Raw genomic sequence first — 23,567 nt, forward strand, 5'->3', positions numbered from 1 at the left:
TTCGTCCCACTCTGGAAGCATCCGGCCGTACGGCCCCGAGGGACACCCGGTGGTGAGCCAGATGATTTCCGAACGACCCGGCCGACGTCCCCGCCTGGCGGCCCTCGCGGCCGCCGCCGTCCTCGGCCTGACACCCGCCCTCGCGAGCTGCGCCGACGACGGCGAGGGCCGCTCCGAGCAGACGATCGAAACCTCGGCACCGCCCGGGATGACGGCGGAGCCCCCGGGCGCCGACGAGCCCGACGACCCCGCCGCGGCCGAGGCGGAGATCACCAGGAACTGGACGGCGTTCTTCGACCCGAAGACCCCCGAGGCCGAGAAGGTGGGGCTCCTGGAGGACGGGGAGCGGATGCGGGGAGTCCTCGGGGCCTTCGCCGGTGACAAGAACGCGGCCATGACCTCCGCGAAGGTCACGGGCGTCGAGTTCACCTCCGCCACCGGGGCGAACGTGACCTACGACCTGCTGGTCGGCGGAAACCCGGCCCTGCCCGGCGCGCAGGGCACCTCCGTGCTCCAGGACGACACCTGGAAGGTCTCCGTGAAGACCCTGTGCGGCCTGGTCGAGCTGAGCGGTGTCACCGTCCAGGGCTGCTGAGGCGGGAGCGGCGCTGCTCCTGGCGCTCGCCCTCCTCCTCACGGCCTGCGGCAGCCGGCTCCCCGAGCGCGCCTTCGAGACGCGGCCCACCGCGCACCCCTCCGGCGGTGAGCCGCTCCGCGTCGGGATCATCACCAGCGCCACCAGCCCGGTCGGCGGGCAGGCGCTCACCGGCCCCCGCGACGGGGCCCGCGCCTGGTTCGACGCCCTCAACGCCCGCGGCGGCCTCGACGGGCGCCGGATCGAGCTCGAGACCTGCGACGACGGCGGCAGCGGCGTCGGCAACAACGCGTGCGTGCACCGGCTCGTCGACGAACGCCGGGTCTTCGCCCTCGTCGCCACCACCGCCCTCGACTACGCGGGCGCGCCGCTCGTCTCCCGCGCCGGCGTCCCCGACATCGGCGGTCAGCCGCTCACCCCCGCGTACGACACGTATCCGCACCTCTACGGGATCTACGGCAGCTCCGCCCCGCGCACCGGCGGCGAACCCGGCTGGGGCGGGGTCCTGTACGGCGGGACCGAGGTCTACCGCTGGTTCGCGAAGGAGCGGGGCGCGAGGACCGCCGCCGTCGTCTCCTACAACCAGGCCGCGTCCGCCGCCTACGCCCGGCTCGTCACCCGGGGGCTGCGCGCCGAGGGCTACCGGGTCGTCGAGGAACAGGTGGACTTCGCCCTGCCCAACTTCCGCGCGGTCGCCGCCGATCTGCGGGCCCAGCACGTCGACGTCCTCTTCGACGCCATGGACACCCACGGCAACGTGCGCCTCTGCGAGGCGATGGAGACCCTCGGGGTACGGGTCGCCGCCAAGGTCACCCACGCGCAGAACTGGTCCTCGTCCGTCGCCCGCGACTACGCCCGCGCCCCCGGCTGCCGGGACGCCCTGTGGGCGACCGGATCCAGCCGCAACCACCAGGACACCGGGCACCCGGCGGTCCGCGAGTTCCGCGCGGCGATGGGAGGGCGGCCGCTGTCCCAGTGGCAGCTGGAGGGATGGGCCGCTGCGATGTGGTTCACCGACGCGGCCCGCTCCTGCCTCGCCGGAGGCGGACTCACCCGGGAGTGCGTGGAGGGGTTCATGAACCGTCCGGAGCCGTACACCGCGCGGGGACTCCTGCTCCCCGTCCGCTACGAGCACCTGGCGCGGCCGCCCGCGACCCGGAACACCTGCCTGTCCGTGGCCCGTTGGCAGGACGGCCGGGGCTGGGTGAGCCAGGGCGAGATGACGCAGAACTGCGCGACCGTGCCCCAGCTCGGCTACCGGCCGTGACCCCCGCCGGGCCGCGCCCGTGAACGGCGGCCCGTCACCGGCAGTACAGTCGGGCGACCGATCAACTGACCGGGGGGAACCGGCAGCGCGATGCGTATCTCCTTTCTGCTCCACAACGGCTACCACTACGGCGGCACGATCCGCACGACCTTCACCCTCGCCGAGGAACTGGCGGAACGTCACGAGGTCGAGATCGTCTCCGTGTTCCGCCACCGCGACCGTCCGCGCCTCGGCCTGCCCTCGGGGGTGACCCTGCGCCACCTCGTCGACCTGCGCGAGGACAGCCCCGGGTACGACGGCGACCACCCCGACTTCCACCGGCCCGCCGAGGTCTTTCCGCGCGGCGACGGACGCTGGAAGCAGTACAGCGCGCTCACCGACGCCCGGATCGGGGAGCACCTGCGCGGCGTCGAGGCCGACGTCCTCGTCGGCACCCGCCCCGGGCTCAACGTCCACCTCGCCCGGCAGGCCCGGCGGGGGCCGGTCCTCGTCGGGCAGGAGCATCTGATCCTGGAGGGCCACAGCTTCCGGCTCCGCCGGGACATCGGCCACGAGTACCCGCTCCTCGACGCCGTCACGACCGTCACCGAGGCGGACGCCCGCACCTACCGGCGCCTCGGCCTGCCCGGCGTACGGATCGAGGCCGTGCCGAACAGCGTGCCGGCACCCTCCGTGCCGGCCGCCGACCCCGCGGCGAAGACCGTCGTCGCGGCGGGCAGGCTGACCCGCGTCAAGCGGTACGACCTGCTGATCGACGCCTTCGCCGAGGTGGCGGCCGACCACCCCGACTGGAAGCTGCGGATCTACGGAGCCGGCGACGCGGTCCAGGACGTCAAGGGCGCCCTCGCCCGGCAGATCAAGGACCGGGGCCTCGACGGGCAGGCCTTCCTCATGGGCTCCGTGACTCCGATGGAACCGGCGTGGGCCAAGGGCTCGATCGCGGCCGTCACCTCGCAGCGCGAGTCCTTCGGCATGAGCATCGTCGAGGCGATGCGCTGCGGACTCCCGGTCGTCTCCACCGACTGCCCGCACGGACCGCGCGAGATCATCGAGGACGGTGTCGACGGGCTCCTGGTGCCGGTCGACGACGTCGCCTCGTTCGCGCGGGCGCTGCGCCGGCTCGTGGAGGACGACGAGCTGCGCGCCAAGACGGCGCGGGCGGCGCTCGCCGCCTCCGAACGCTTCGACCCGGCCCGGATCGCCGCCCGGCACGAGGCGCTCTGGACGGAGCTCGTCGAACGGGGTGCCGGCCGGCGCACCCACCCCCCGGCCAAGGCGTCGCTCCACCGGGAGGTCGGCCGGGCCGTGGACGCGGTCTACACCCTGAAGGCGAAGGTGGGCCGGCTGGTCCGCCGCCTCCGCTGACCCGCGCTTCGAGTATCGCGGCCACGGCGGGACGGCCACCCGCAGGACCGTCCGGCCGGCCGGGTGCGGCGCTCAGGGACCTGTTGTCCCGCGCTCCCGACCGGCGGGCCGGCGCTCCGGCGGCGGACTCGTGAGCCGCATCCGGTCGTACTCCGCGAAATCCGGGTGGTGCAGGTCGAAGGCCGGGGCCTCCGAGCGGATCTTGGGCACGCTCGTGAAGTTGTGCCGGGGCGGCGGGCACGAGGTCGCCCACTCCAGGGAGCGCCCGAAGCCCCACGGGTCGTCCACGTCGACCTTCGCCCCGTACCGCCATGTCCGCCACACGTTGTAGAGGAACGGCAGCGTGGACACGCCGAGCAGGAAGGCGCCGATGGTGGAGACGGTGTTGAGGGCGGTGAAGCCGTCCGCGTCCAGGTAGTCGGCGTACCGCCGGGGCATGCCTTCCGCGCCGAGCCAGTGCTGCACGAGGAAGGTCAGGTGGAAGCCGGTGAAGAGGGTCCAGAAGTGGATCTTCCCGAGCCGCTCGTCGAGCATCCGGCCGGTGAACTTCGGCCACCAGAAGGAGAAGCCGGCGAAGGTCGCGAAGACGACCGTGCCGAAGACCGTGTAGTGGAAGTGGGCCACCACGAAGTACGAGTCGGTGACGTGGAAGTCCATCGGCGGCGAGGCCAGGATCACTCCGGTGAGGCCGCCGAAGAGGAACGAGACCAGGAAGCCGACGGACCACAGCATCGGGGTCTCGAAGGAGAGCGAGCCCCGGAGCATCGTTCCGGTCCAGTTGAAGAACTTCACCCCGGTGGGCACCGCGATGAGGAACGAGAGCATCGAGAAGAACGGCAGCAGCACCGCGCCCGTCGCGAACATGTGATGGGCCCAGACGACCACCGAGAGACCGGTGATCGCCATGGTGGCGCCGATCAGCGTCGTGTACCCGAAGATCGGCTTGCGGGCGAAGACCGGGATGATTTCGCTGACGATCCCGAAGAACGGCAGCGCGATGATGTAGACCTCGGGGTGGCCGAAGAACCAGAAGAGGTGCTGCCAGAGCAGCGCGCCCCCGCTCGAAGGCTGGAAGACCACGGAGCCGAGGCGCCGGTCCGATTCGAGGACAAGCAGCGCCGCGGCGAGGACCGGGAAGGCCATGAGCACCAGGACCGCGGTGAAGAGCACGTTCCAGGTGAAGATCGGCATGCGGAACATGGTCATGCCGGGCGCCCGCATCCCGATGATCGTCGCCAGGAAGTTCACCGAGGTGAGGATCGTGCCGAAGCCGGAGAGCGCGAGCCCGGTGATCCACAGGTCGGCTCCGATGCCGGGGGAGCGTTCGAGGCCGCTCAGGGGTGTGTACGCGGTCCAGCCGAAGGCGGGCGGCCCGCTGGGCACGAGCAGCGAGCCGAGGACCATCAGGCCGCCGAGGAGGAACAGCCAGTACGAGAGCATGTTCAGCCGCGGGAAGGCGACGTCGGGCGCGCCGATCTGGAGGGGCACCAGCTCGTTGGCGAAGCCGGCGAAGGTGGGCGTCGCGAAGAGCAGCAGCATGATCGTGCCGTGCAGGGTGAAGGCCTGGTTGAACTCCTGGTTCGAGACGATCTGGAGCCCCGGCCGGGCCAGCTCGGCCCGCATCAGCATGGCCATGAGCCCGGCGATCAGGAAGAAGACGAACGAGGTCCCGAGATAGAGGTGGCCGATCTTCTTGTGGTCGGTCGTGGTCAGCCAGTCGATCACCACGCGGCCGTGCCGCTGCCGGGCCGATTCGGCGGTCGCGGTCACTGTCCCGATGCCCATGGCTGCCTCCGCCTCGCCGTCGTCCCGGCTCCGCGTCTCCGGGCGTCCGGACAGCGTAAGCATTGTGTAAGGGAAGAGTGAGCGCCTCGCGTGCGCGTCGCCGACGCAATTCCGGTCGGGTGTCTGGGAAGAGGGAATGGGGCCTTTCCTGTCGGCGCTTCCGTGCCCGCTCAGGACCTCTTCGTGTGAACTGCCCGCGCTCTCGCGGAATTACTGGAGAAACGGCCGGAAACCGTCTCTCCGAGCGATGGCGCTCAAGCCGAACAGGTGTCGGTAACTTGTGACACAAGCGTGACCGCAGAGGTACTAACGTGAGGATCATGGCACCCACATCGCGCACTCCCGAACCGCCCCGCGACAGCCCCGAGTCCTATGTGGGCCTCGACGCGGAAGGCGCCGCCCAGCTCGCGAGGACGAGGGGCTGGAGCACGGTCAGGTCCCTGCCGCCGGGCTCGATCATCACGATGGAATACCTCGTCGGACGCATCAACTTCGAGGTCGAGGACGGCAGGGTCACCCGCTGCTGGGTCGGCTGAGAGACACGCGAAGGGCCCCGGCCGATGACGGCCGGGGCCCTTTCGTCGTGTGTCCCGCGCGAGGCGGTGGTGGTCAGCCGCGGGTCGCCGGGGTACGGCGGCCGGCCACTCCCACGGCCTCCCGGACCGGCTCCTCCGAGCCGGCCGGACGCGGCGGGAAGAATCCGGGGCGCGGGCCGCCGGAGGCCACGGGCAGCGAGGGCACCAGACGGCGGCGGTCCCGCAGCCGCTCCCGCATCCCGTCGCGCACCGCGAGGATCCACGACTCCGCCACGGCGAGGACCGGCTCGCACCAGGGCAGCGCGAGAAGGATGAGGAGCCCCGCCGCCCAGCCGAGGAGGACGTCGCTCAGCCAGTGCGTGCCCAGGTAGACGGTGGTGAGACCCACGCCGAGCGCGACCACGGCGGAGAGCGCCGACAGATAGCGCCTGGCCCGCGGCGTGGTCGCCAGATAGGCGAGGATGCCCCAGGTCACCACCGCGTTGGCGGTGTGACCGGAGGGGAATATATCGCCGCCCGCGAAGAGCTCGGCGGAGCCGACCTGGGTCGCGTAGTGCGGTCCGAGGCGGCCGAGCCCGAGCTTGACCGCGCCGACCGACACGTTGAGCAGCAGGAGGGCGGCGCCGAGGCACAGCAGGGGGCGGAGGGTGTGCTGGCGCCAGGAGCGCCAGCCCAGCCAGGCGGCCACCATGACGGCCGTGGGGCCGCGCTGACCTAGGACGACGTAGTAGTCGAGGAAGCCGTGGATCCCGGGCCACTGCTGGTACGGCCGGAAGAGCATGATCTTCCAGTCGAGGGTCACCAGCCAGGTCGACAGGAGCACGGCGATGACCATGGCGAGATAGAACGCCGACGTCCCGCCGAAGAGGGCGAGACGCGTGCGGGTCATCCGCGGGACCTCTATCTTCGGCGGTTCCGGCTCCCGGTCCAGCCGGGCAAAGATGTCGGTACGCACCCAATCGACGTTACAGGGAGTGAGAAGCAGACCCGGTCGATCCGCTCCCTTCGTGATGTTGATGTGATGTGGAGTAGGTCTCAGTGGGCGGCCTATTACCGACGTCCGTCGGGAAATCCGATGACCTTCCGCCCTATTGCCGCAAGGGTCATTCCGGAAGGGTGTTTGAACGCGCGGGAATTACGTCAAACAGACGTCCGTACGGAATTCCATGCGACGCGCGCGCCGCTCCGAGTGGCGTACGCCACACCCGCGGGGCCGCCGGGGTGAGAGCTGCACCACGCGCTCGGGCCTCGGACTCGCGTACGCTGACGGCTCACTCGCCCGTCGATGCCGGGCCGCTCCAGGGGCATAAGCCCTGGTCGGGGCCCGCCGAGCGCGAGAGCTTCACTGGGAGGTACGTACATGTCGCGGACGAACACGGCCCAAGAGCGAACGCCCGCCGCCGCCGGCGGAGTCAACCGCTGGGTCGTTCTCCTCGTCCTCTGTGTCAGCCTCCTCCTGGTCGCCCTCGACGCGACCATCCTCCACGTCGCCGTCCCCTCGCTCACCGAGGACCTGCGCCCCAGCTCCACCGCGCTGCTCTGGATCGTCGACGCCTACCCCCTGATCTGTGCCTCGCTCCTCATCCTCTTCGGCACCCTCGGGGACCGGGTCGGACGGCGGAGGATCCTCCTCCTCGGCTACGCGCTGTTCGGCATCGCCTCGGCGGTCGCCGCGCTCGCCACCGAACCCTCGGTCCTCATCGCGGCCCGCGCGCTGCTCGGCGTCGGCGGCGCCATGATCATGCCCGCCACGCTCTCCATCCTCCGGGCGGTCTTCCCCGACCGGCGGGAGCGCGCCACCGCCATCGGCGTCTGGACCGCGGTCGCCGCGGTCGGGGCAGCGGCCGGACCGGTCCTCGGCGGCTTCCTCGTCGAGCACTACTGGTGGGGCTCCGTCTTCCTCATCAACATTCCGCTGATGGCGCTGATCCTGCCGCTCGGCCGCCGCCTCCTCCCCGAGTCCAGGGGGGCCGCCGACGGACCCTGGGACGTCCTCGGCGCGCTCATGGCCGCCGCCGGTGTCCTCGGCTGTGTCCTCGGCGTCAAGCGCGCCGGGGCCGGCGACCCGTTCCTCGCCCTGCCGACCGCGGGGCCGCTGCTGCTCGGCGCCGTGCTCCTCGTCCTCTTCGTGCGGCGCCAGCGGCGGCGCCCGCACCCGCTGATCGACATGGGGCTGTTCTCCCGGGCGGCCTTCACCACCTCGGTCGGCTGCATCGTCATCGGCATGCTGGCCCTGGTCGGCCTGGAGCTGATCGCCGTCCAGTACCTCCAGCTGGTCCTGGGCCTCACCCCCCTGGAGACCGGGCTCCGGCTGCTCCCGCTCACCTTCGCCGCCATGGCCGCGGGCGCCACCGGCTCGTACACCCTGCGCAGGATCGGGCCGCGCCGGATGGTCGGCTGGGGCTTCGTCCTCACCGCCTCCGCCGTGCTGCTGCTCACCCTGATGGGGCAGCACGACCGGCCGCTGCTGCTCACGGTGGGCTTCGTCCTGCTCGGCTTCGGCCTGCAGACCACGCTCTTCTCGGCGTACGAGTCGATGCTGAGCGAGGCGCCGCAGCGCAGCGCGGGCGGTGCTGCGGCGATCGGCGAGACCTCGTACCAGCTCGGCGCGGGCATCGGCATCGCCCTGCTCGGCAGTGTGATGAACGCGGCCTACGGCCCCGGGCTCGCCGCCGTCCCCGGGGTGCCCGAAGAGGCGAGCAGGGCCGCCGCGAACTCGCTCGGCGAGGCCTACCAGGTCGCCGACCAGCTCGGCGGCGCGGCCGGCAGCGCGCTCCACCAGGCGGCCCGGCACGCTTTCGTGAACGGGCTGCACATCACGCTCTTCGTGAGCGCGGGGCTGCTGCTCCTGGGCGCGGTGATGGCGCGGCGGCTGCCCCGGGTGATGGAGTGCCCGGTCGATTCGGTCGATTCGGTCGATCCGGTGGCTTCGGTGGCTCGGGAAGAGACGGCGGAGCCGGTGGTGCGGGGTCTTTCGAAGCGGGTGGAGTGTTCGGGGCCCTCGGAACCTTCGGGGCCCCCGGCGGCGGTCGCCGCTGTGGGACCGGCCGGGCTCGCCCTGTCGTCCGAGCCGCGGGTGCCCGCGTCCCGGGAAGCGATCGAGCCCGCCGGCTCGGGGCGTCCGGCGCACTGACCCGATCGTTCGGGAGGTGCCCGGCCGTACCGGCGGACCCGCTCAGCTCTGGTTGAAGAAACCGTCCTGCCGACGTCGGCCCGTCTCGCCGGTGACGATCTGGGTGTCGGCCGGGGTCAGCAGGAAGACCCGCGTCGCCACGCGCTCGATCGATCCGCGCAGACCGAAGGCGAGACCGGCGGCGAAGTCGACCACGCGCTTGGCGTCGTTCGGCTCCATCGCGGTGAGGTTCACGATCACCGGAACCCCGTCCCGGAAGAGCTCGCCGATGCCCCGGGCGTCCCGGAAGCCGTCCGGGGAGACGGTGGCGATCCGGCGGCCCCGCTCCTCGGCGGTGTCCGTGGCCACCCGGACGCGGGGGTCCGTCACCCAGGTGTCGCCGCCCTCGGCACCGTCGGCGTACTCGTCGTCGTAGTAACGCTCGTCGTTGTCCTCGACGAGTCCCAGCCAGGCACTCGCCTTGCGCACCGATCCCATGGACGCCTCCTTTCGCGCGGTCACTTGTGGTTCCGCATGTCCCTATCGTCGTCCATGATGCGGATCGCGCGCCAAGTGGTTGGGCGCCGCGCTGGAGATTCGTGACGGTACTGGTGCAGAACGTGAGCACCGTCTTCTGGCGATTCGTCAGGAAACATGCGGTATGCGGGAGCTGGGAGTGAGCCATGTAGCTGAAAATATGAAAGTCGGGCTGGAAGGGTGACGATGGGCGCGTACGGGTGAACGCACCCGCTCGCTACCATGCCGCGAGGCCGCTCGGCGGCGCCGCGCACAGCCCACGGGGGAGTCTCTTGTTCGGAATCGTCAGGCCCTGCGCACATCGGCTGACCGACGGTCTCAAGGTCGAGTGGATGGCCCACCTCTGCGGCCTCTGCCTGGCACTTCGTGCCGACCACGGCCAGTTCGCCCGTGTCGTCACCAACTACGACGGGCTCATCGTCTCCGTCCTGACGGAGGCTCAGACCGGAGCGGTCACCAGCGGCCGCCGTACCGCGGGCCCCTGCCCGCTGCGCGGCATGCGGACCGCTCCCGTGGCCCAGGGCGAGGGCGCACGCCTCGCCGCCGCCGTCTCGCTCGTCCTCGCGTCGGCGAAGGTACGGGACCACGTCGCCGACCGTGACGGCCTGTTGGCCCGGCGGCCCGTCGCCGCCGCGGCCCGCCGGGTCGCCCGCTCCTGGGACCGGGCCGGAGCCAGGACCGGCCGCGCCCTCGGCTTCGACACCGCCGTGCTCGTCGACGCCGTCGACCGCCAGACCGGGATCGAGGCCCTCGCCGGGCCCGGCACCTCCCTGCTCGCCGTGACCGAACCGACCGAGACCGCGACCGCGGCCGCTTTCGCCCATACCGCCGTTCTCGCCGGACGGCCGGGGAACGCGGAGCCGCTCGCCGAGGCGGGCCGGCTCTTCGGTCGCCTCGCCCACCTCCTGGACGCCGTCGAGGACCAGGCCGCCGACGCGGCGAGCGGTGCCTGGAACCCGCTCACCGCGACCGGCACCTCCCGCGAGGAGGCCCGCCGGCTCGCCGACGACGCCCTCCACGGCATCCGGCTCGCGCTGCGGGACGCCGAGTTCGCCGACGGCAAGCTCGCCCACGTCCTCCTCGCCCACGAGCTCCGCACCTCGGTGAACCGCGCCTTCGGCACGACGAGCTGCTCGCACATGGCGCCCGGGGCTGAGGCGGGGCAGGGCCACGGAGCCGTCCACGGCCAGGGGCCGGTGCCGGGAAACCCGTACGCTCCGAACGGCCCCGGCCCCGTCCCGGGCAACCCGTACGCCCCCGGTCCCGGCGGGCCCGGCGGCCCCGGTGGACCGTACGCACCCGGCCCCGGCGGCCCCGGTGGTCCCGGCGGGCCGCTCCCGCCCGGACCGCCGAACCGGCGCGGACTGATCGCCGGATGCGCCCTCTGGGTCGGTCTGGCCTGCACCTGCCAGATGTGCTGCGGGTCCTTCGAGGACCCCTGGAGCCGTCAGCGGCGCGACGGACTCTGCCAGCAGTGCGACCCCGGCAACTGCTGCGACTGCTGTGACTGCTGCAGCAACTGCTCCTCCTGCTGCGAGGGGGAGGGCTGCTGCGGCGACTGCAGCTGTGGCTGCGACTGCTGACGGCGTGTTGGCGGAACCTGATGAGACGACGGCTCGCAGCGCGGACATCCTTGACAGCGGGCCGTGTTGAGCGCCTAGCCTCGAAGGGCGGATCGGGCTGAGGGGCCCGATCCGTGCTCAGTGCGTGTGAAGGCGCACCCCCGTGTGCGATCCGCCTCTGGCATCCACGGAGTCATCGCCATGTCCGCGACCCTCGTCAGAACCCTCTCCACGGCCCTCGGCCGGCGCCACGCCGAGCGGCACCGCGCCGAGCGGCGCCACGCCGAGCGGCGCCACGCCCGCGGCGCGGCCGGTGCCCGGTGAGCACCCGTCCGTCGATCGTGATCGTCGGTGCCGGGCCGCGGGGCACCGGCTTCCTCGAACGGCTCGCCGCCAACCTGCCCGAGCTGTACGGCGACAGCCCCCTCGACCTCCACCTCGTCGACCCGCACCCACCCGGGCCCGGCCGGATCTGGCGCACCGCGCAGTCCCCGCTGCTCTGGACGAACTCCCGGGCCGAGGACGTCACCATGTTCACCGACGAGACGGTGGACCTGGCGGGCCCCGTCCGGCCCGGACCCACGGTCGCCGAATGGGCCGGCATCGAAGGACGCGCCTTCCCCACCCGCCCCCAGCAGGGCGCCTATCTGCGCTGGGTGCACGAGCGGGCCCGCGCCGCGCTGCCCGCCTCCGTCACCGTCCACGACCACCGCACCACCGCCGTGCGGATCGGCGGCCCCCGCGAGGGACGCCAGCGGGTCTGGCTGGAGGGCGGCGCCGCGCCCCTCCTCGCCGACCTCGTCGTCCTCACCGTCGGCCACCTTGACGCCGAACCCGACCCGGAGCAGCGGGCCCTGAGCGACTTCGCCGCCCGCCACGGCCTCGTCCACCTGCCGCCCGGCTTCACCGCCGACGCCGACCTCACAGCGCTGCCCGCCGGCGAGTCCGTCCTCGTCCGCGGCTTCGGGCTCGCCTTCGTCGACCTGATGGTGCTGCTCACCGAGGGCCGCGGCGGGCGGTACGAGGGCGAGGGCGACGCGCTCGTCTACGTGCCCTCGGGCAAGGAGCCGGTGCTGCACGTCGGATCCCGGCGGGGAGTCCCGTACCACTCCAAGATCGGCTACGTCCTCGACGGCGAACGGCCCCCACTGCCCCGCTTCTTCGGTCCCGGGCAGACCGACGCCCTGCTGGGACAGCGCGTACCGGTCGACTTCCGGCGTGACGTGTGGCCCCTGGTCGACAAGGAGCTCGGCTGGGCCCACTACCACCGGCTCTTCGCCAGCCATCCCGAGCGGACCACGCTCGCCTGGTCCGACTTCGAGCGGGCCTACGAGGCGGCGCCGCCGCGCGGGGCGGAACTGGCCGCCCTCGTCGCAGCGGCCGTCCCCGACCCCGCCGACCGGCTCGACCTGGAGGCCCTCGACGACCCCCTGGACGGCATCCGCTTCACCTCGGCGCACGCCCTCCAGCACGGACTGCGCGCCTACGTCACCGACGACCTGATCCGCCGTCACGACCCCGCGCACAGCTCCGACGCCGCCGTCCTCGCCGGCCTGCTCTCCGTCCACGGACAGCTCCTGCGACTCGGAGACCGCATCGACCTCGGCGGCTGGTGGCACGGCTTCTTCAACTGTCTCGCCTCCGGGCCGCCCGGGCCCCGGCTGCGCCGGCTCCTCGCTCTCTCCCACGCCGGAGTCGTCCGCTTCCTCGGGCCCCGGGTCACCGTCGAGGCCGACGAGGCACGCGGACGCTTCCGGGCCGCGTCCGCAGCCGTACCGGGGGAGTGGACCGAGGCCCGCGCCCTCGTCGAGGCCCGGCTCCCCGGCCCCACCCTCGAACTCACCGGCAGCCCGCTCCTCCGCGCCCTGTACGAGGAGGGCACACGGGCCACCACCAGCGGCCTCCTCGTCGTCGACCCCGTCGACGGCCGGGTGCTGGAGCGCGACGGAATCCCGCACCCGCGCCGCTTCGCGCTCGGTCCGCACACCACCGCCCGCACCGACAGCGCCTTCACCCGGCCCCGTACCGGAGGGGTTCCCTTCCGGCAGAACGACGTCACCGCACGGGCCGCGCTGACGTTTCTGCGCGACCAGGGGTGCCGGATCCCGGCGCCGCCGAGCGGCTGATCCCGCACCCGTCCCGCGCGGGCGCTCCCGGAGGCGAACGGAGTACTCCGGCACGACGCTCCGGGAGCACCTCGGGCTTCCCCGGCCCGTATGGAAGGCTGGAACACCATGAGCACGGATCCACAGCAGGACTGGCAGCACTGGCACGAGCAGCGCGAGGCCGCGGTCTCCTCCTCGTACGGCCCGCTCTCCCTCACGGGCACCCACTGGCTCGCGGACTTCCCGGAGGGGAGGCTTCCGGCCGTTCCCGGTGAGTGGCGGGAGGACGGCGCCGAGGTGCTCCTGTCGGCGGGCGCCGAGGACGCGCTCACCGTCGACGGCAGGCCCTTCAGCGGCACGGTCAGGCTCACCGCCGACCACGGGCCGATCCATGAGTCCCGGGTGGAGTCGGCCGGACGGCGGCTCGTGGTCCTGCGGCGCGAAGGGCACTGGGCGGTACGGGACTTCGACCCCGGCTCGGAGGCGCGCCGCGCCTTCCGGGGCATCGAGGCCACTCCGTACGACGAGCGCTGGGTGGTGCCCGGCGTCTTCCGCCCGTACGGGGAGACCCGCAGTGTGCGGGTCGAGAACGCCGACGGCAGGGAGCGCGGTCTCGGCCTCTCCGGGGAGCTGGTCTTCGAGCTGCACGGCGGCGAGCACACCCTGCGGGTGGCCGTCGAGGACGACGGCTCCCTGTGGGCGGTCTTCGCGGACGCCACCAGCGGCAGGGACAGCTACCGCTTCCGTTTCCTTCGCCCGGCGGCCCCCGCGGCGGACGGTTCGGTGACGGTGGACTTCAACCGCGCGCTGTTGCCGCCGTGCGCCTTCGTCGACCACTTCATCTGCCCGTTCCCGCCGCCCGGGAACACGCTCGACACCGCCGTCCCGGCGGGGGAGCGGCGGCTGAACCCTTTCTGACCAGGGCTTCGACGGGAGGCGGCAGGGATGACGGGTGCCCCCGGCCGGGACGGCGGGGGCATCCGTCCGTTCTGCGGTCTTGTGCGTCCGCTCAGGGAGGGCCACTATCGCTGATGGTGCATGTCAGGAACACGTCACCTGATGGCGCCTCACGGGCCCGCCAACCCACGGGCCCCTCCGCTTTCCCAGAAGGAGAACTGTGAGGAGCACTGTGAGGAACACCCGCACCCGTCTGCTCGCCCTCGTCGCCGGAATCGCGGCCGTGACGGCCGTCGGTCTCCCCGGCGCCCAGGCCGCCCCCGTCCCCGGCCCGGCCGGAGCCGCCCAGCTCGCCCGCGCCGACGCCGCCGTCGACGCCGCCGATGTCGGCGGCACCGCCTGGTACGTGGACAGAGCGGCTGGCCGGGTCGTCGTCACCGCCGACTCCACCGTCACCGACGCGGGAATCGCGAAGATCCGCAAGGCGGCCGGTGCCGACGCCGGAGCCCTGCGGGTCCAGCGCACCCCCGGCGTCTTCAAGCCCCTCCTCGGCGCGGGCGACGCCATCTACGGCAGCGGCTACCGCTGCTCGCTCGGCTTCAACGTGCGCAGCGGCAGCACCTACTACTTCCTCACCGCCGGCCACTGCGGCAACGTCGTGAAGACCTGGTACGCCAACTCGGCCCAGTCCACCCTGATCGGCGCCACCGTCGGGTCCAGCTTCCCCGGCAACGACTACGCGCTCGTCCGCTACGACAACGCCTCGCTCGCCCACACCGGGGGCTTCACCGCCGCCGACGCCTACGTGGGGGAGTCCGTCAAGCGCTCCGGCTCCACCACCGGCACCCGCAGCGGCACCGTCACCGGCCTGAACGCCACCGTCCACTACTCCGGCGGCGGGACCGTCCGCGGCATGATCCAGACCAACGTCTGCGCCGAACCCGGTGACTCCGGCGGCGCGCTCTACGACGGCACCAAGGCGCTCGGCCTCACCTCGGGCGGCAGCGGCAACTGCTCCACCGGCGGCACCACCTTCTACCAGCCGGTTCCTGAGGCCCTCGCCAAGTACCGGGTCAGCCTCTACTAGCCGACACACGGCACACAGCCCCCGGGAGCACAGCGGGAGGCCCCCGGCGCACCGGCGCCGGGGGCCTCCCGTCCGCGTCTCAGGCCCTGACGCCGTTCAGCTCACCGGCGATCGGCTCCGCCTCCGGCTCGCGCCTCAGCGAGGACATCACCAGGGTGACCGCCGCGCCGACGACCGCCCAGGCCGCGAGGACCAGCATCGGGCCGGTCATGGCGTTGCCCTTGAAGTACGCGATCGAGCGCGCCGCCCAGGTGCCCGCGCCCGGGGGCAGGGCGGGGCCGATCGCGTTCCAGAACGGGGGCAGCATCGGCAGCGGGAAGGCGCCGCCCGCGCTGGGGTTGCCGGCGACCACGATCAGGAGGATCGCGAGGCCGATGCCGACGATCCCGAAGACCGACTGCAGGGCGAGGGTGGCGGCGCCGACGGCGAAGACGACCAGGGTGCCGAGGCCCCACAGGGCGGCGACGCTGCCGGGCAGGGCGCCCAGGACCGGGCCGACGATGACCGCGCCGCCGAGGCCGCCGAGGACCGAGTAGACGGCGAGCGCGCCGAGGCGGATGATCGCGCGCTCGCGGTTGGCGGGCCGGGAGCCCGCGCTGATCGCCAGGATCGCGGCGCAGATGTAGCCGCCGACGCACCAGCCGACGACGAGGTAGAAGGCCGAGAGCCCGTCGAAGTCCGCCGCGGAGGCGGGGGCCACGTCGACCGTCCGTACGGTGCGCTGCTGTGCCGCCTCCACCCGGGTGAAGATCGTCTCCAGGGCGGAGGAGAGCACGGTGCCGCCGCCGGAGGCGACGAGCAGGGTGTCGGTGCGGCCCCGGGGGTCGACGATCAGGGCGCCGTCGATGTCCCGGTTCAGGATCTGCCTCCGTGCCTCGGCCTCGTCGGCGACGGTACGGGGGGCGAGCGGTTCGCCGGGGAGCTTCTCCAGCTGCCCGAGGAGCTGGGCGGAGACCTGTCGCGGCGCGACGACGCCGAAGGGCACGTCTCTCGGCTTGGGGTGGTGCAGGGCTCCGACGTACGAGGCGATGAAGAGGAGCTGGAGGGCGAGGACGCCGACGACCAGGAGGGCGGCTCGGGGCGTGACGGCGCTTTTCAGTTCGTCGACGAGGCTCATGCCCTCACGCTCCGGGGCGGAGGGTGTTTCCGCAGGTGGGAGGCGCCCGAATGGCTGAAGGGAGAGGGGCCGGTCTCGATTATCGTACGGACGTTCGAAATGGGCTATGGTGAAGAGCGAGGGGGTGGGAACACACGTACGAATCGATGCGGGAGTGCGGGAGGTGCGCCATGCCGGGATTCACGCACCTGCACACCGCGTCGGGCTACTCCCTGCGCTACGGCGCCTCGCACCCCGAGCGGCTCGCCGCCCGCGCCGCCGAGCGCGGCATGGACGCGCTCGCCCTGACCGACCGCGACACCCTCGCGGGCACGATCCGCTTCGCCAAGGCCTGCGCGAAGGAGGGCGTCCGCCCCCTCTTCGGCGTGGACCTGGCGTACGAGGCGGTCGCGCCGGGATCGGCGCCCGGGCCCGCCGGTCCCGGGGGTGCGCGGGACGTACGACGGGTGCCCGTCCGGGGCGGCGCGTTCGTCGACGAGTCCGCGCCCCGCGCCGTCTTCCTCGCCCGCTCCCGCGCCGGCTGGGCCTCCCTCTGCGCGATGGTCACCGCCGCCCACGCCGGGGGAGGCGAGCGGCCCCTGCTGCCCTGGTCCGCTCTGCGCGACGACGACGTGTTCGTCCTGCTCGGCCCCGCGTCCGACGCCGGCCGCGCCCTCGCGGCCGGCCGCCCCGACCGGGCCGCCCGGCTGCTCGCCCCCTGGCGCGAGAGGTACGGCGACGCGCTGCGGCTCATGGCCGTCGACCACGGCCGGACCGGCGCGGGGCCCGGCTCCCTGCGGCTCGCCGCCCGTACCGTCGGCTTCGCCGCCGAGCAGGGCGTCCGGCCCGTCCTCGGCAACGCCGTCCGCTACGCCGACTCCGGCCAGGGCCCGGTCGCCGACGTCCTCGACTCCGCCCGCCGCCTGGTCCCCATCGACCCCCGCAAGGAGCTCGACAGCGGCGAGGCCTGGCTCAAGGGCCTCGAAGGACCCGACGGCATGCTGGCCGCCGCCGAGCGGATCGTCGAGGCCGCCGGCTTCCGCCGCGACACCGCCCACCGGCTCCTCGGGCAGACCGCGGCGGTCGCCGCCGCCTGCCTGGTCGACCCCGAGGACGACCTCGGCATCGGCTCCGCCCACTTCCCCGAACCGCACCTCGTCGGCGCCGAGCACCGCACCGCCCAGCGCGTCCTCACCTCCCGGGCCGCCGCCGGCATGGTCCTGAAGGGGTACGAGAAGCGGCGCGGCTACTGGGACCGGATGCACCGCGAGCTGGACGTCATCGCCCACCACGGCTTCGCCGCCTACTTCCTGACGGTCGCCCAGGTCGTCGACGACGTCCGGGGCATGGGTGTGCGGGTCGCCGCCCGCGGCTCGGGCGCCGGCTCCCTCGTCAACCACCTCCTCGGCATCGCCCACGCCGACCCGGTCGAGCACGGCCTGCTGATGGAACGCTTCCTCTCCAAGCGCCGCACCGTCCTGCCCGACATCGACATCGACGTGGAGTCCGCCCGCCGCCTGGAGGTGTACCGGGCGATCATCGACCGCTTCGGCACCGCCCGCGTCGCCACCGTCTCCATGCCCGAGACCTACCGGGTCCGCCACGCGGTACGGGACGTGGGCGCGGCCCTCTCCCTGGACCCGGCCGAGATCGACCGGATCGCCAAGGCCTTCCCGCACATCCGCGCCCGGGACGCGCTCGCCGCCCTCGACGAACTGCCCGAGCTGCGCGCGCTCGCGGGGGAGAAGGAGAAGTACGGCAAGCTCTGGGAGCTGGTCGAGGCGCTCGACGCGCTGCCGCGCGGCACCGCCATGCACCCCTGCGGGGTGCTGCTCTCGGACGCCTCGCTGCTCAGCCGTACCCCCGTGGTGCCCACCAGCGGGGAAGGCTTCCCGATGTCCCAGTTCGACAAGGAGGACGTGGAGGACCTCGGGCTGCTCAAGCTGGACGTCCTCGGGGTGCGGATGCAGTCCGCGATGGCCCATGCCGTCGCCGAGGTCGAGCGGGCCACCGGCACCCGGCCGGACATCGACGCGATCCCGGAGGGCGACCCCGAGACATACCGGCTCATCCGCTCCACCGAGACCCTCGGCTGCTTCCAGATCGAGTCGCCGGGCCAGCGGGACCTGGTCGGCCGGCTCCAGCCCGCGACCCTGCACGACCTCGTCGTCGACATCTCGCTCTTCCGGCCGGGGCCGGTCGCCGCCGACATGGTCCGCCCCTTCATCGAGGCCCGGCACGGCCGCGCCCCCGTCCGCTACCCGCACCCCGACCTGGAGGAGGCGCTGAAGGAGACGTATGGCGTGGTCGTCTTCCACGAGCAGATCATCGAGATCGTCCGGATCATGACCGGCTGCCGCCGTGACGAGGCCGACCAGGTCCGGCGCGCGCTCTCGGATCCCGAGTCGCAGGGCCGGATCAGGCTCTGGTTCACCCGGCAGGCCTCGGCGCGCGGATACGCGGACGAGGTCGTCGCCCGGACCTGGGAGATCGTGGAGGCCTTCGGTTCGTACGGGTTCTGCAAGGCGCACGCGGTGGCTTTCGCCGTGCCGACCTACCAGTCGGCCTGGCTCAAGGCGCACCACCCGGCCGCCTTCTACGCCGGGCTGCTCACCCACGACCCCGGCATGTACCCCAAGCGGCTGCTGCTCGCGGACGCACGGCGGCGCGGGGTGCCGGTGCTGCCGCTCGATGTGAACCGCTCGGCGGTCGCTCACCGTATCGAACTGGTGTCTGATTCGCCGGTGCGGTGGGGACTTCGGCTCGGACTCACCGACGTCCACGGCATCGGCGAGGCCGAGAGCGCCCGCATCGAGGCCGGACAGCCCTACGCCTCCCTCCTCGACTTCTGGGAGCGGGCCCGCCCCCGCGTCCCCGTCGCCGAACGGCTCGCCCAGGTCGGCGCGTTGGACGCCTTCGGCGCCAACCGCCGCGACCTCCTCCTCCATCTCACCGAACTCCGGCGCGTCCACCGGGGAGCCGCCTCCCACGGCGGACAGCTCCCGCTCGCCCAGGGCGGCAGGACCGCCCCCGTCGGCCTGCCCGACCTCGACGAGACGGAACGCCTCAGCGCCGAACTCGGCATCCTCGGCATGGACGCCTCCCGCCACCTCATGGACGACCACCACGCCTTCCTCGAAGAGCTCGGTGTCGTCTCCGCCCAGCGCCTCCGCGAGACCCCGCACGGCCGGACCGTCCTCGTCGCGGGCGCCAAGGCCGCCACCCAGACCCCGCCGATCCGCTCCGGCAAGCGGGTCATCTTCACCACCCTCGACGACGGCACCGGTCTGGTCGACCTCGCCTTCTTCGACGACGCCCACGAGCGCTGCGCCCACACCGTCTTCCACTCCTGGCTGCTCCTGGTCCGGGGCGTGGTGCAGCGGCGCGGCCCCCGCAGCGTCAGCGTGGTCGGCGCCGCCGCCTGGAACCTCGCCGAACTCGTCGAGCTGCGGGCGTCCGGCGGCCTCGACGCGGTGGGGGAGCGCCTCGCCGAACCCGAGCCGCCCGCCGCGTCCGCCCCGTCCGCGGGGAGCGGCGACTCCGGCCGCCGCATCACTATGCCCACCGGCTACGAGATGAACCCCTGGGCCGACCTCAAGCCGGCGGGCGAAGGAGCCCCGAGCGGAAGGAAGCTGTGGCACAGCAGCCCGGGGAGCGCGGGATGATCCTCTGTGTACGGTTCCGTCTCGAACCGATGTGGGAAGCCCTCCTCCCGCAACTGGTCGACCTCCTCGGCGAGTTCACTCCGACCGTCGAGGCGGCCCCGCCCGGTGAGGCGCTCGCCGACGTCCGCGGCGCCCTGCGCTACTTCGACCGGACCCCGGCCGAACTCGCCTCCGTCATCCGGGTCAGGGCGCTCGCCCTGTACGGCGTCGACTGCGTCATCGGCGCGGGACCCAACCCGATGCTGGCCCGGATGGCCGCCCGCGAGGCCCGGCCCGGCGCCACCCTCGTCGTCGACGACCCCGCGGCCTTCCTGCGCGACCGGCCGGTCGCCCTGCTCGACGGTGTCGGCCGCGCCACCGCCCGCACCCTCTGCGGCTACGGCCTCGACTCCGCCGGCCGCGTCGCGGACGCGCCGCTCGCCGTGCTCCAGCGGCTCGTCGGCGCGAAAGCCGGCCGCGAGGTGTGGGAACGGGCCCGGGGCGTCGATCGCACCCCCGTCGTCCCGCACGCCGCCTCCCGGTCCGTCGCGGCCGAACGCGCCTTCCCGCGCGACGAGACCGACCGGACGGAGCAGCGCAGGGCCCTCCTCTCGCTCGCCGAGGAGCTGGGCGCCCGGCTGCGGACCGAGGGGCAGGTGTGCCGCGGCCTCGCCGTCACCGTGCGGTACGCGGACCGGACCACGACCACCCGGAGCCGCACCCTGCCCGAACCCACCGCCCACTCGGCGGCGCTCACCACCCTCGCGTACGCCGTCCACGACTCCTTCGGCCTCCAGCGGGCCCGGGTCCGCGGCATCGCCCTGCGCGCCGAGGGGCTGACGGGCGCCGAGGGGGCCGCGCACCAGCTGTCCCTGGACCCGGCGGACGAGAAGGCCCGGCGGATCGAGGCGGTGGCCGACCGGGCACGGGCGAAATTCGGCCCGAAGGCGATCCTGCCGGGCTCGCTCGCGGCCTGACAGCCCTGGTACCACGCCTTCTTGACGACACATCACTTTTTACCGACGCGTAACTTCCCAGCCGAGGCTACCGGTGCGTAGCTTGGCTGAAGCGCATCCCCACTTGTGGTCCGGACCGCAGGGCGTCACACCCCACCTTTCCCCTTGAGCCGCAAGGAGATCGCCCGATGCTGCCCCGGAGCCCCCGCACCCCCTGGAAGCACGTCGTCAGAGCGCTGTCCGTCCTGCTCCTCACCGCCGCCGCCACCCTCGCCCCGACCACCGCCGCCTCGGCCCAGGCCGAGACCGCCACCACCAGCCGGGGCTGGAACGACTTCTCCTGCAAGCCCTCCGCCGCCCACCCGCGCCCCGTCGTCCTCGTCCACGGGACCTTCGGGAACTCCGTCGACAACTGGCTCGTCCTCGCGCCGTACCTGGTCAACCGCGGCTACTGCGTCTTCTCGCTCGACTACGGCCAGCTGCCGAACGTGCCGTTCTTCCACGGACTCGGCCCCATCGAGGCCTCCGCCGGACAGCTCGACACCTACGTCGACCGGGTCCTCGCCGCCACCGGCGCCCCCGAGGTGGACCTCGTCGGGCACTCCCAGGGCGGCATGATGCCCCGCTGGTACCTCAAGTTCCTCGGCGGCGCCGAGAAGGTGAACGCGCTCGTCGGGATCGCCCCCGACAACCACGGCACCACCCTGCTCGGCCTCACCGAGCTCCTGCCGTACTTCCCCGGCGCCGAGGACCTGATCAAGGCCGGCACCCCCGGGCTCGCCGACCAGATCGCCGGCTCGCCGTTCCTCACCAAGCTCAACGAGGGCGGCGACACCGTGCCGGGGGTCCGCTACCACGTCATCGCGACCCGCTACGACGAGGTCGTCACCCCGTACCGCTCGCAGTTCCTGAGCGGCCCGGACGTCACCAACGTCCTCATCCAGGACAAGTGCGCCCTCGACCTGTCCGAGCACGTGGCGATCGGCACGGTGGACCGGGTCACCTTCCACGAGGTGGCGAACGCCCTCGACCCGGCCCGCGCGACCCCGACCACCTGCCTCTCGGTGATCGGCTAGGACCTACCGGCTCGTCCGCCCCCGCCGGACGAGCCCGAAGAGCACGGCCGCGCCGAGCGCGAGCAGGGCGGCGCCGCTCACCGCGAGATACGAGGTGACGGTGTCGCCCCCGGTCTCGGCCAGCTCCGCACCGGAGCCCGAAGCGGCCGCGGGAACAGGCGCGTTGGGGGCGGCCTCCTGGGCGGGAGCCGTGGTGACCGTGGCCGACGGGACTGGAGCGGCCGTGGTGGCCGCCGGGGCCGGGGCCGCCGACGTCTCCCCGGCGCCCGTGGCCGGGTCGTCGTCCCCGTGCCCGCCGTGCTCGACCGAGGACTCGCCCTGGCCCGCCTCGATCTGCTCGTCGCTCGGCGCGGAGGCGCTCGGCGCAGGGGCCGTACCGCCGTCGTCCTCACCGAACACCACGTCCGAGCAGGTGTAGAACGCCTCCGGGGAGTCGGAGCGCTGCCAGACCGAGTAGATCAGGTGCCGCCCGGACCTCTTCGGCACTGTGCCCTCGAAGACGTAGTCACCGCTCTCCATCCGCGGGTCGGTCACCGTCGCGAACGGCTCCGCCTCCAGGTCCGACCACCTCAGCGGCTTCGACGGGTCGTACCCGTCCTTCGTCACGTACAGCGCGAACGTGCCCCGGTGCGGCGCCGTCCCCCGGTAACGGAAGGTGTGCGCACCGGACTTCATGCCGCTCGCCGGCCAGTCGGCCCGCGCCAGGTCGAGCCCGCGGTACTTGTCGTTGCCCGCGCTGCACAGCTCGCCGTCCGGGATCAGCTCCCGGTGCTTCCCCGCGGCGTTCGCGATGTTCACCGCGTTCCAGTCGTAGAACGCCTGCGCCCCGCTCGCCGCCACCGCCGCCTTGCAGGCCGCCGACCGCGGAGCCTCGGGCCCCTCCGCGTAACAGGCCGAGACCCGGCTCACCGGATCGGTCATCGACCCGTGCGCGGACGCGGGAACGGAAGCGAGCCCGGAGAACGCGAGCACGGTGCCGGCGGTGACGGCTGCGGCGGTACGACGAGAGGTCATGGGGGGACAGCTCCTTCACGAGGGTGAGGCGGGGGGCTGCAAGGAAGCTAGCCGCCGCCGTCCGCGAAAAAGCCGGTGAAGAAGGGGAGACGCCGATTCTTAGGACCGCTTTAAGGGACCGCTAAGCGAGGTCTGAGGAACCGGCCGCCTACCCCAGCCGCCGGTAGCGCCGCTCCGGGCGTCCCGTCCCTCCGTACCGCAGGGTGATCTCCGCGCGGCCCGTCTCGGCGAAGTACTCCAGATAGCGGCGGGCGCTCACCCGGGACAGGGAGCCGGCCTCCGCGCACTCCGTGGCCGAGAGGCCCTCCGGGTGGGCGCGGAGGACCGAGTCGACCAGATCGGCCGTATGGGCGGCGAGGCCCTTCGGGAGTTCCCGGGAGCCGCGGGGGCGGGTGCCGAAGATCTGGTCGACGTCCTCCTGGCGGGCCTCGTCCAGCTCGTCGAGGCGGCTGCGGAGCGAGGCCACGTGCCGCAGCTGCTCGTGCAGCGCCGCCTGGCTGAACGGCTTGATCAGATAGTGCAGCGCCCCCGCCCGCAGCGCCGCGCGGATCGTGCCCACGTCCCGCGCCGCCGTGATGAACAGCGCGTCCATGCCCAGGCCCGCCGCACGCAGCTCCCGCAGCACCTGGACGCCGTCCATGTCGGGCAGGAAGACATCGAGCAGCACCAGGTCGGGCCGCAGCCGCTCGGCCGCCCGCAGCGCCTCCGCGCCGCTGTGCGCGACTCCGGACACCGAGAAGCCCGCCACCGCCGACACATAGCGGCAGTGCAGCTTGGCGACCATGAAGTCGTCGTCGACCACCAGCACTCTCGTCACGCCGACCCACGCTAGGTCCCGACCACAACGACCACAACGTCCGTTGGTTGCGGAAGAGAGACAGCTTCTTAACGCCGGGGCAACATGTGGGCCACCTCACACCCCCTTTCCCCTTC

General features: G+C 73.0%; 19 protein-coding genes. 13 read left to right on the plus strand and 6 right to left on the minus strand.

Annotation, left to right across the window (positions count from 1 at the left end):
- Window positions 1-61: 61 nt before the first annotated feature.
- From ACFVYX_RS18320 to ACFVYX_RS18330, 3 genes are all read left to right on the plus strand, one after another.
- Window positions 62-595, plus strand: a complete 534-nt coding sequence (locus tag ACFVYX_RS18320; RefSeq protein ID WP_389682402.1) for a hypothetical protein — start codon at window positions 62-64, stop codon at window positions 593-595.
- Window positions 573-1,862: an ABC transporter substrate-binding protein gene (locus ACFVYX_RS18325; RefSeq protein WP_389682403.1), complete on the plus strand. Its 1,290-nt coding sequence runs from the start codon at window positions 573-575 to the stop codon at window positions 1,860-1,862. The genes ACFVYX_RS18320 and ACFVYX_RS18325 overlap by 23 nt, the downstream gene beginning before the upstream one ends.
- Window positions 1,863-1,952: 90 nt before the next feature.
- Complete coding sequence (locus ACFVYX_RS18330; RefSeq protein ID WP_389682404.1) at window positions 1,953-3,227, plus strand: glycosyltransferase family 4 protein; 1,275 nt, start codon at window positions 1,953-1,955, stop codon at window positions 3,225-3,227.
- 72 nt (window positions 3,228-3,299) lie between these two features.
- Here ACFVYX_RS18330 and ctaD read toward each other — a convergent pair whose 3' ends face one another.
- Window positions 3,300-5,012: a cytochrome c oxidase subunit I gene (gene ctaD, locus ACFVYX_RS18335; RefSeq protein WP_389682599.1), complete on the minus strand. Its 1,713-nt coding sequence runs from the start codon at window positions 5,010-5,012 to the stop codon at window positions 3,300-3,302.
- A 320-nt stretch (window positions 5,013-5,332) separates the two neighbouring features.
- Between ctaD and ACFVYX_RS18340 the strand changes: the two genes are divergently transcribed.
- Window positions 5,333-5,548, plus strand: a complete 216-nt coding sequence (locus ACFVYX_RS18340; RefSeq protein ID WP_384115167.1) for an I78 family peptidase inhibitor — start codon at window positions 5,333-5,335, stop codon at window positions 5,546-5,548.
- Between the two features lie 73 nt (window positions 5,549-5,621).
- Here ACFVYX_RS18340 and ACFVYX_RS18345 read toward each other — a convergent pair whose 3' ends face one another.
- A complete protein-coding gene (locus ACFVYX_RS18345; protein ID WP_389682405.1) occupies window positions 5,622-6,503 on the minus strand; it encodes a phosphatase PAP2 family protein in 882 nt (293 codons plus the stop codon).
- A 405-nt stretch (window positions 6,504-6,908) separates the two neighbouring features.
- Between ACFVYX_RS18345 and ACFVYX_RS18350 the strand changes: the two genes are divergently transcribed.
- Window positions 6,909-8,681, plus strand: coding sequence for an MFS transporter (locus ACFVYX_RS18350; RefSeq protein WP_389682406.1), 1,773 nt, complete (start codon window positions 6,909-6,911; stop codon window positions 8,679-8,681).
- Window positions 8,682-8,723: 42 nt separating this feature from the next.
- Here ACFVYX_RS18350 and ACFVYX_RS18355 read toward each other — a convergent pair whose 3' ends face one another.
- A complete protein-coding gene (locus ACFVYX_RS18355; protein WP_389682407.1) occupies window positions 8,724-9,158 on the minus strand; it encodes a cell division protein SepF in 435 nt (144 codons plus the stop codon).
- A 311-nt stretch (window positions 9,159-9,469) separates the two neighbouring features.
- Between ACFVYX_RS18355 and ACFVYX_RS18360 the strand changes: the two genes are divergently transcribed.
- The 5 genes from ACFVYX_RS18360 (at window position 9,470) to ACFVYX_RS18380 (ending at window position 14,848) form a co-directional block, all read left to right on the plus strand.
- Window positions 9,470-10,780, plus strand: coding sequence for a DUF5685 family protein (locus tag ACFVYX_RS18360; RefSeq protein WP_389682408.1), 1,311 nt, complete (start codon window positions 9,470-9,472; stop codon window positions 10,778-10,780).
- A gap of 180 nt (window positions 10,781-10,960) precedes the next feature.
- Complete coding sequence (locus tag ACFVYX_RS18365; RefSeq protein WP_389682409.1) at window positions 10,961-11,083, plus strand: hypothetical protein; 123 nt, start codon at window positions 10,961-10,963, stop codon at window positions 11,081-11,083.
- The gene (locus ACFVYX_RS18370; protein WP_389682410.1) at window positions 11,080-12,885 is read left to right on the plus strand and encodes an FAD/NAD(P)-binding protein; all 1,806 of its coding nucleotides are present in this window, start codon (window positions 11,080-11,082) and stop codon (window positions 12,883-12,885) included. Before ACFVYX_RS18365 ends, ACFVYX_RS18370 begins: the two co-directional genes overlap by 4 nt.
- A 108-nt stretch (window positions 12,886-12,993) precedes the next feature.
- Window positions 12,994-13,782 carry a DUF1684 domain-containing protein gene (locus tag ACFVYX_RS18375; protein WP_389682411.1) on the plus strand — a complete coding sequence of 263 codons (789 nt, stop codon included), beginning with the start codon at window positions 12,994-12,996 and terminating at the stop codon, window positions 13,780-13,782.
- 199 nt (window positions 13,783-13,981) lie between these two features.
- The gene (locus ACFVYX_RS18380; RefSeq protein WP_389682413.1) at window positions 13,982-14,848 is read left to right on the plus strand and encodes a S1 family peptidase; all 867 of its coding nucleotides are present in this window, start codon (window positions 13,982-13,984) and stop codon (window positions 14,846-14,848) included.
- A 79-nt stretch (window positions 14,849-14,927) separates the two neighbouring features.
- Here ACFVYX_RS18380 and ACFVYX_RS18385 read toward each other — a convergent pair whose 3' ends face one another.
- On the minus strand, window positions 14,928-15,965 hold the full coding sequence (locus tag ACFVYX_RS18385) for a DUF3533 domain-containing protein (RefSeq protein WP_389682414.1): 1,038 nt from the start codon (window positions 15,963-15,965) through the stop codon (window positions 14,928-14,930).
- Window positions 15,966-16,135: 170 nt separating this feature from the next.
- On the opposite strand from ACFVYX_RS18385, the gene ACFVYX_RS18390 reads away from it, so the two are divergent.
- From ACFVYX_RS18390 to ACFVYX_RS18400, 3 genes are all read left to right on the plus strand, one after another.
- Window positions 16,136-19,609, plus strand: coding sequence for a DNA polymerase III subunit alpha (locus ACFVYX_RS18390; protein ID WP_389682415.1), 3,474 nt, complete (start codon window positions 16,136-16,138; stop codon window positions 19,607-19,609).
- A complete protein-coding gene (locus tag ACFVYX_RS18395; RefSeq protein WP_389682416.1) occupies window positions 19,606-20,565 on the plus strand; it encodes a hypothetical protein in 960 nt (319 codons plus the stop codon). Before ACFVYX_RS18390 ends, ACFVYX_RS18395 begins: the two co-directional genes overlap by 4 nt.
- Before the next feature lie 167 nt (window positions 20,566-20,732).
- Entirely contained in the window at window positions 20,733-21,620 is an 888-nt protein-coding gene (locus tag ACFVYX_RS18400) for an esterase/lipase family protein (RefSeq protein WP_389682417.1), read from the plus strand.
- Between the two features lie 3 nt (window positions 21,621-21,623).
- Here ACFVYX_RS18400 and ACFVYX_RS18405 read toward each other — a convergent pair whose 3' ends face one another.
- Both ACFVYX_RS18405 and ACFVYX_RS18410 read right to left on the minus strand, forming a co-directional pair.
- On the minus strand, window positions 21,624-22,634 hold the full coding sequence (locus ACFVYX_RS18405; protein ID WP_389682418.1) for a lytic polysaccharide monooxygenase: 1,011 nt from the start codon (window positions 22,632-22,634) through the stop codon (window positions 21,624-21,626).
- A 148-nt stretch (window positions 22,635-22,782) separates the two neighbouring features.
- Window positions 22,783-23,451: a response regulator gene (locus ACFVYX_RS18410; RefSeq protein WP_389682419.1), complete on the minus strand. Its 669-nt coding sequence runs from the start codon at window positions 23,449-23,451 to the stop codon at window positions 22,783-22,785.
- Between the last annotated feature and the right edge of the window lie 116 nt (window positions 23,452-23,567).

The organism is Streptomyces sp. NPDC058326 (assembly GCF_042879855.1).
Classification (GTDB): Bacteria; Actinomycetota; Actinomycetes; order Streptomycetales; family Streptomycetaceae; genus Streptomyces.

What these genes read in the sequence shown, in the direction of transcription:
- ACFVYX_RS18330 (WP_389682404.1), top strand. Translation starts at nt 1,953, where the DNA reads ATGCGTATCTCCTTTCTGCTCCACAACGGCTACCACTACGGCGGCACG.
- ctaD (WP_389682599.1), bottom strand. Translation starts at nt 5,012, where the DNA reads ATGGGCATCGGGACAGTGACCGCGACCGCCGAATCGGCCCGGCAGCGG.
- ACFVYX_RS18400 (WP_389682417.1), top strand. Translation starts at nt 20,733, where the DNA reads ATGCTGCCCCGGAGCCCCCGCACCCCCTGGAAGCACGTCGTCAGAGCG.
- ACFVYX_RS18375 (WP_389682411.1), top strand. Translation starts at nt 12,994, where the DNA reads ATGAGCACGGATCCACAGCAGGACTGGCAGCACTGGCACGAGCAGCGC.
- ACFVYX_RS18395 (WP_389682416.1), top strand. Translation starts at nt 19,606, where the DNA reads ATGATCCTCTGTGTACGGTTCCGTCTCGAACCGATGTGGGAAGCCCTC.
- ACFVYX_RS18365 (WP_389682409.1), top strand. Translation starts at nt 10,961, where the DNA reads ATGTCCGCGACCCTCGTCAGAACCCTCTCCACGGCCCTCGGCCGGCGC.
- ACFVYX_RS18320 (WP_389682402.1), top strand. Translation starts at nt 62, where the DNA reads ATGATTTCCGAACGACCCGGCCGACGTCCCCGCCTGGCGGCCCTCGCG.
- ACFVYX_RS18350 (WP_389682406.1), top strand. Translation starts at nt 6,909, where the DNA reads ATGTCGCGGACGAACACGGCCCAAGAGCGAACGCCCGCCGCCGCCGGC.
- ACFVYX_RS18340 (WP_384115167.1), top strand. Translation starts at nt 5,333, where the DNA reads ATGGCACCCACATCGCGCACTCCCGAACCGCCCCGCGACAGCCCCGAG.
- ACFVYX_RS18390 (WP_389682415.1), top strand. Translation starts at nt 16,136, where the DNA reads ATGCCGGGATTCACGCACCTGCACACCGCGTCGGGCTACTCCCTGCGC.
- ACFVYX_RS18355 (WP_389682407.1), bottom strand. Translation starts at nt 9,158, where the DNA reads ATGGGATCGGTGCGCAAGGCGAGTGCCTGGCTGGGACTCGTCGAGGAC.
- ACFVYX_RS18385 (WP_389682414.1), bottom strand. Translation starts at nt 15,965, where the DNA reads ATGAGCCTCGTCGACGAACTGAAAAGCGCCGTCACGCCCCGAGCCGCC.
- ACFVYX_RS18405 (WP_389682418.1), bottom strand. Translation starts at nt 22,634, where the DNA reads ATGACCTCTCGTCGTACCGCCGCAGCCGTCACCGCCGGCACCGTGCTC.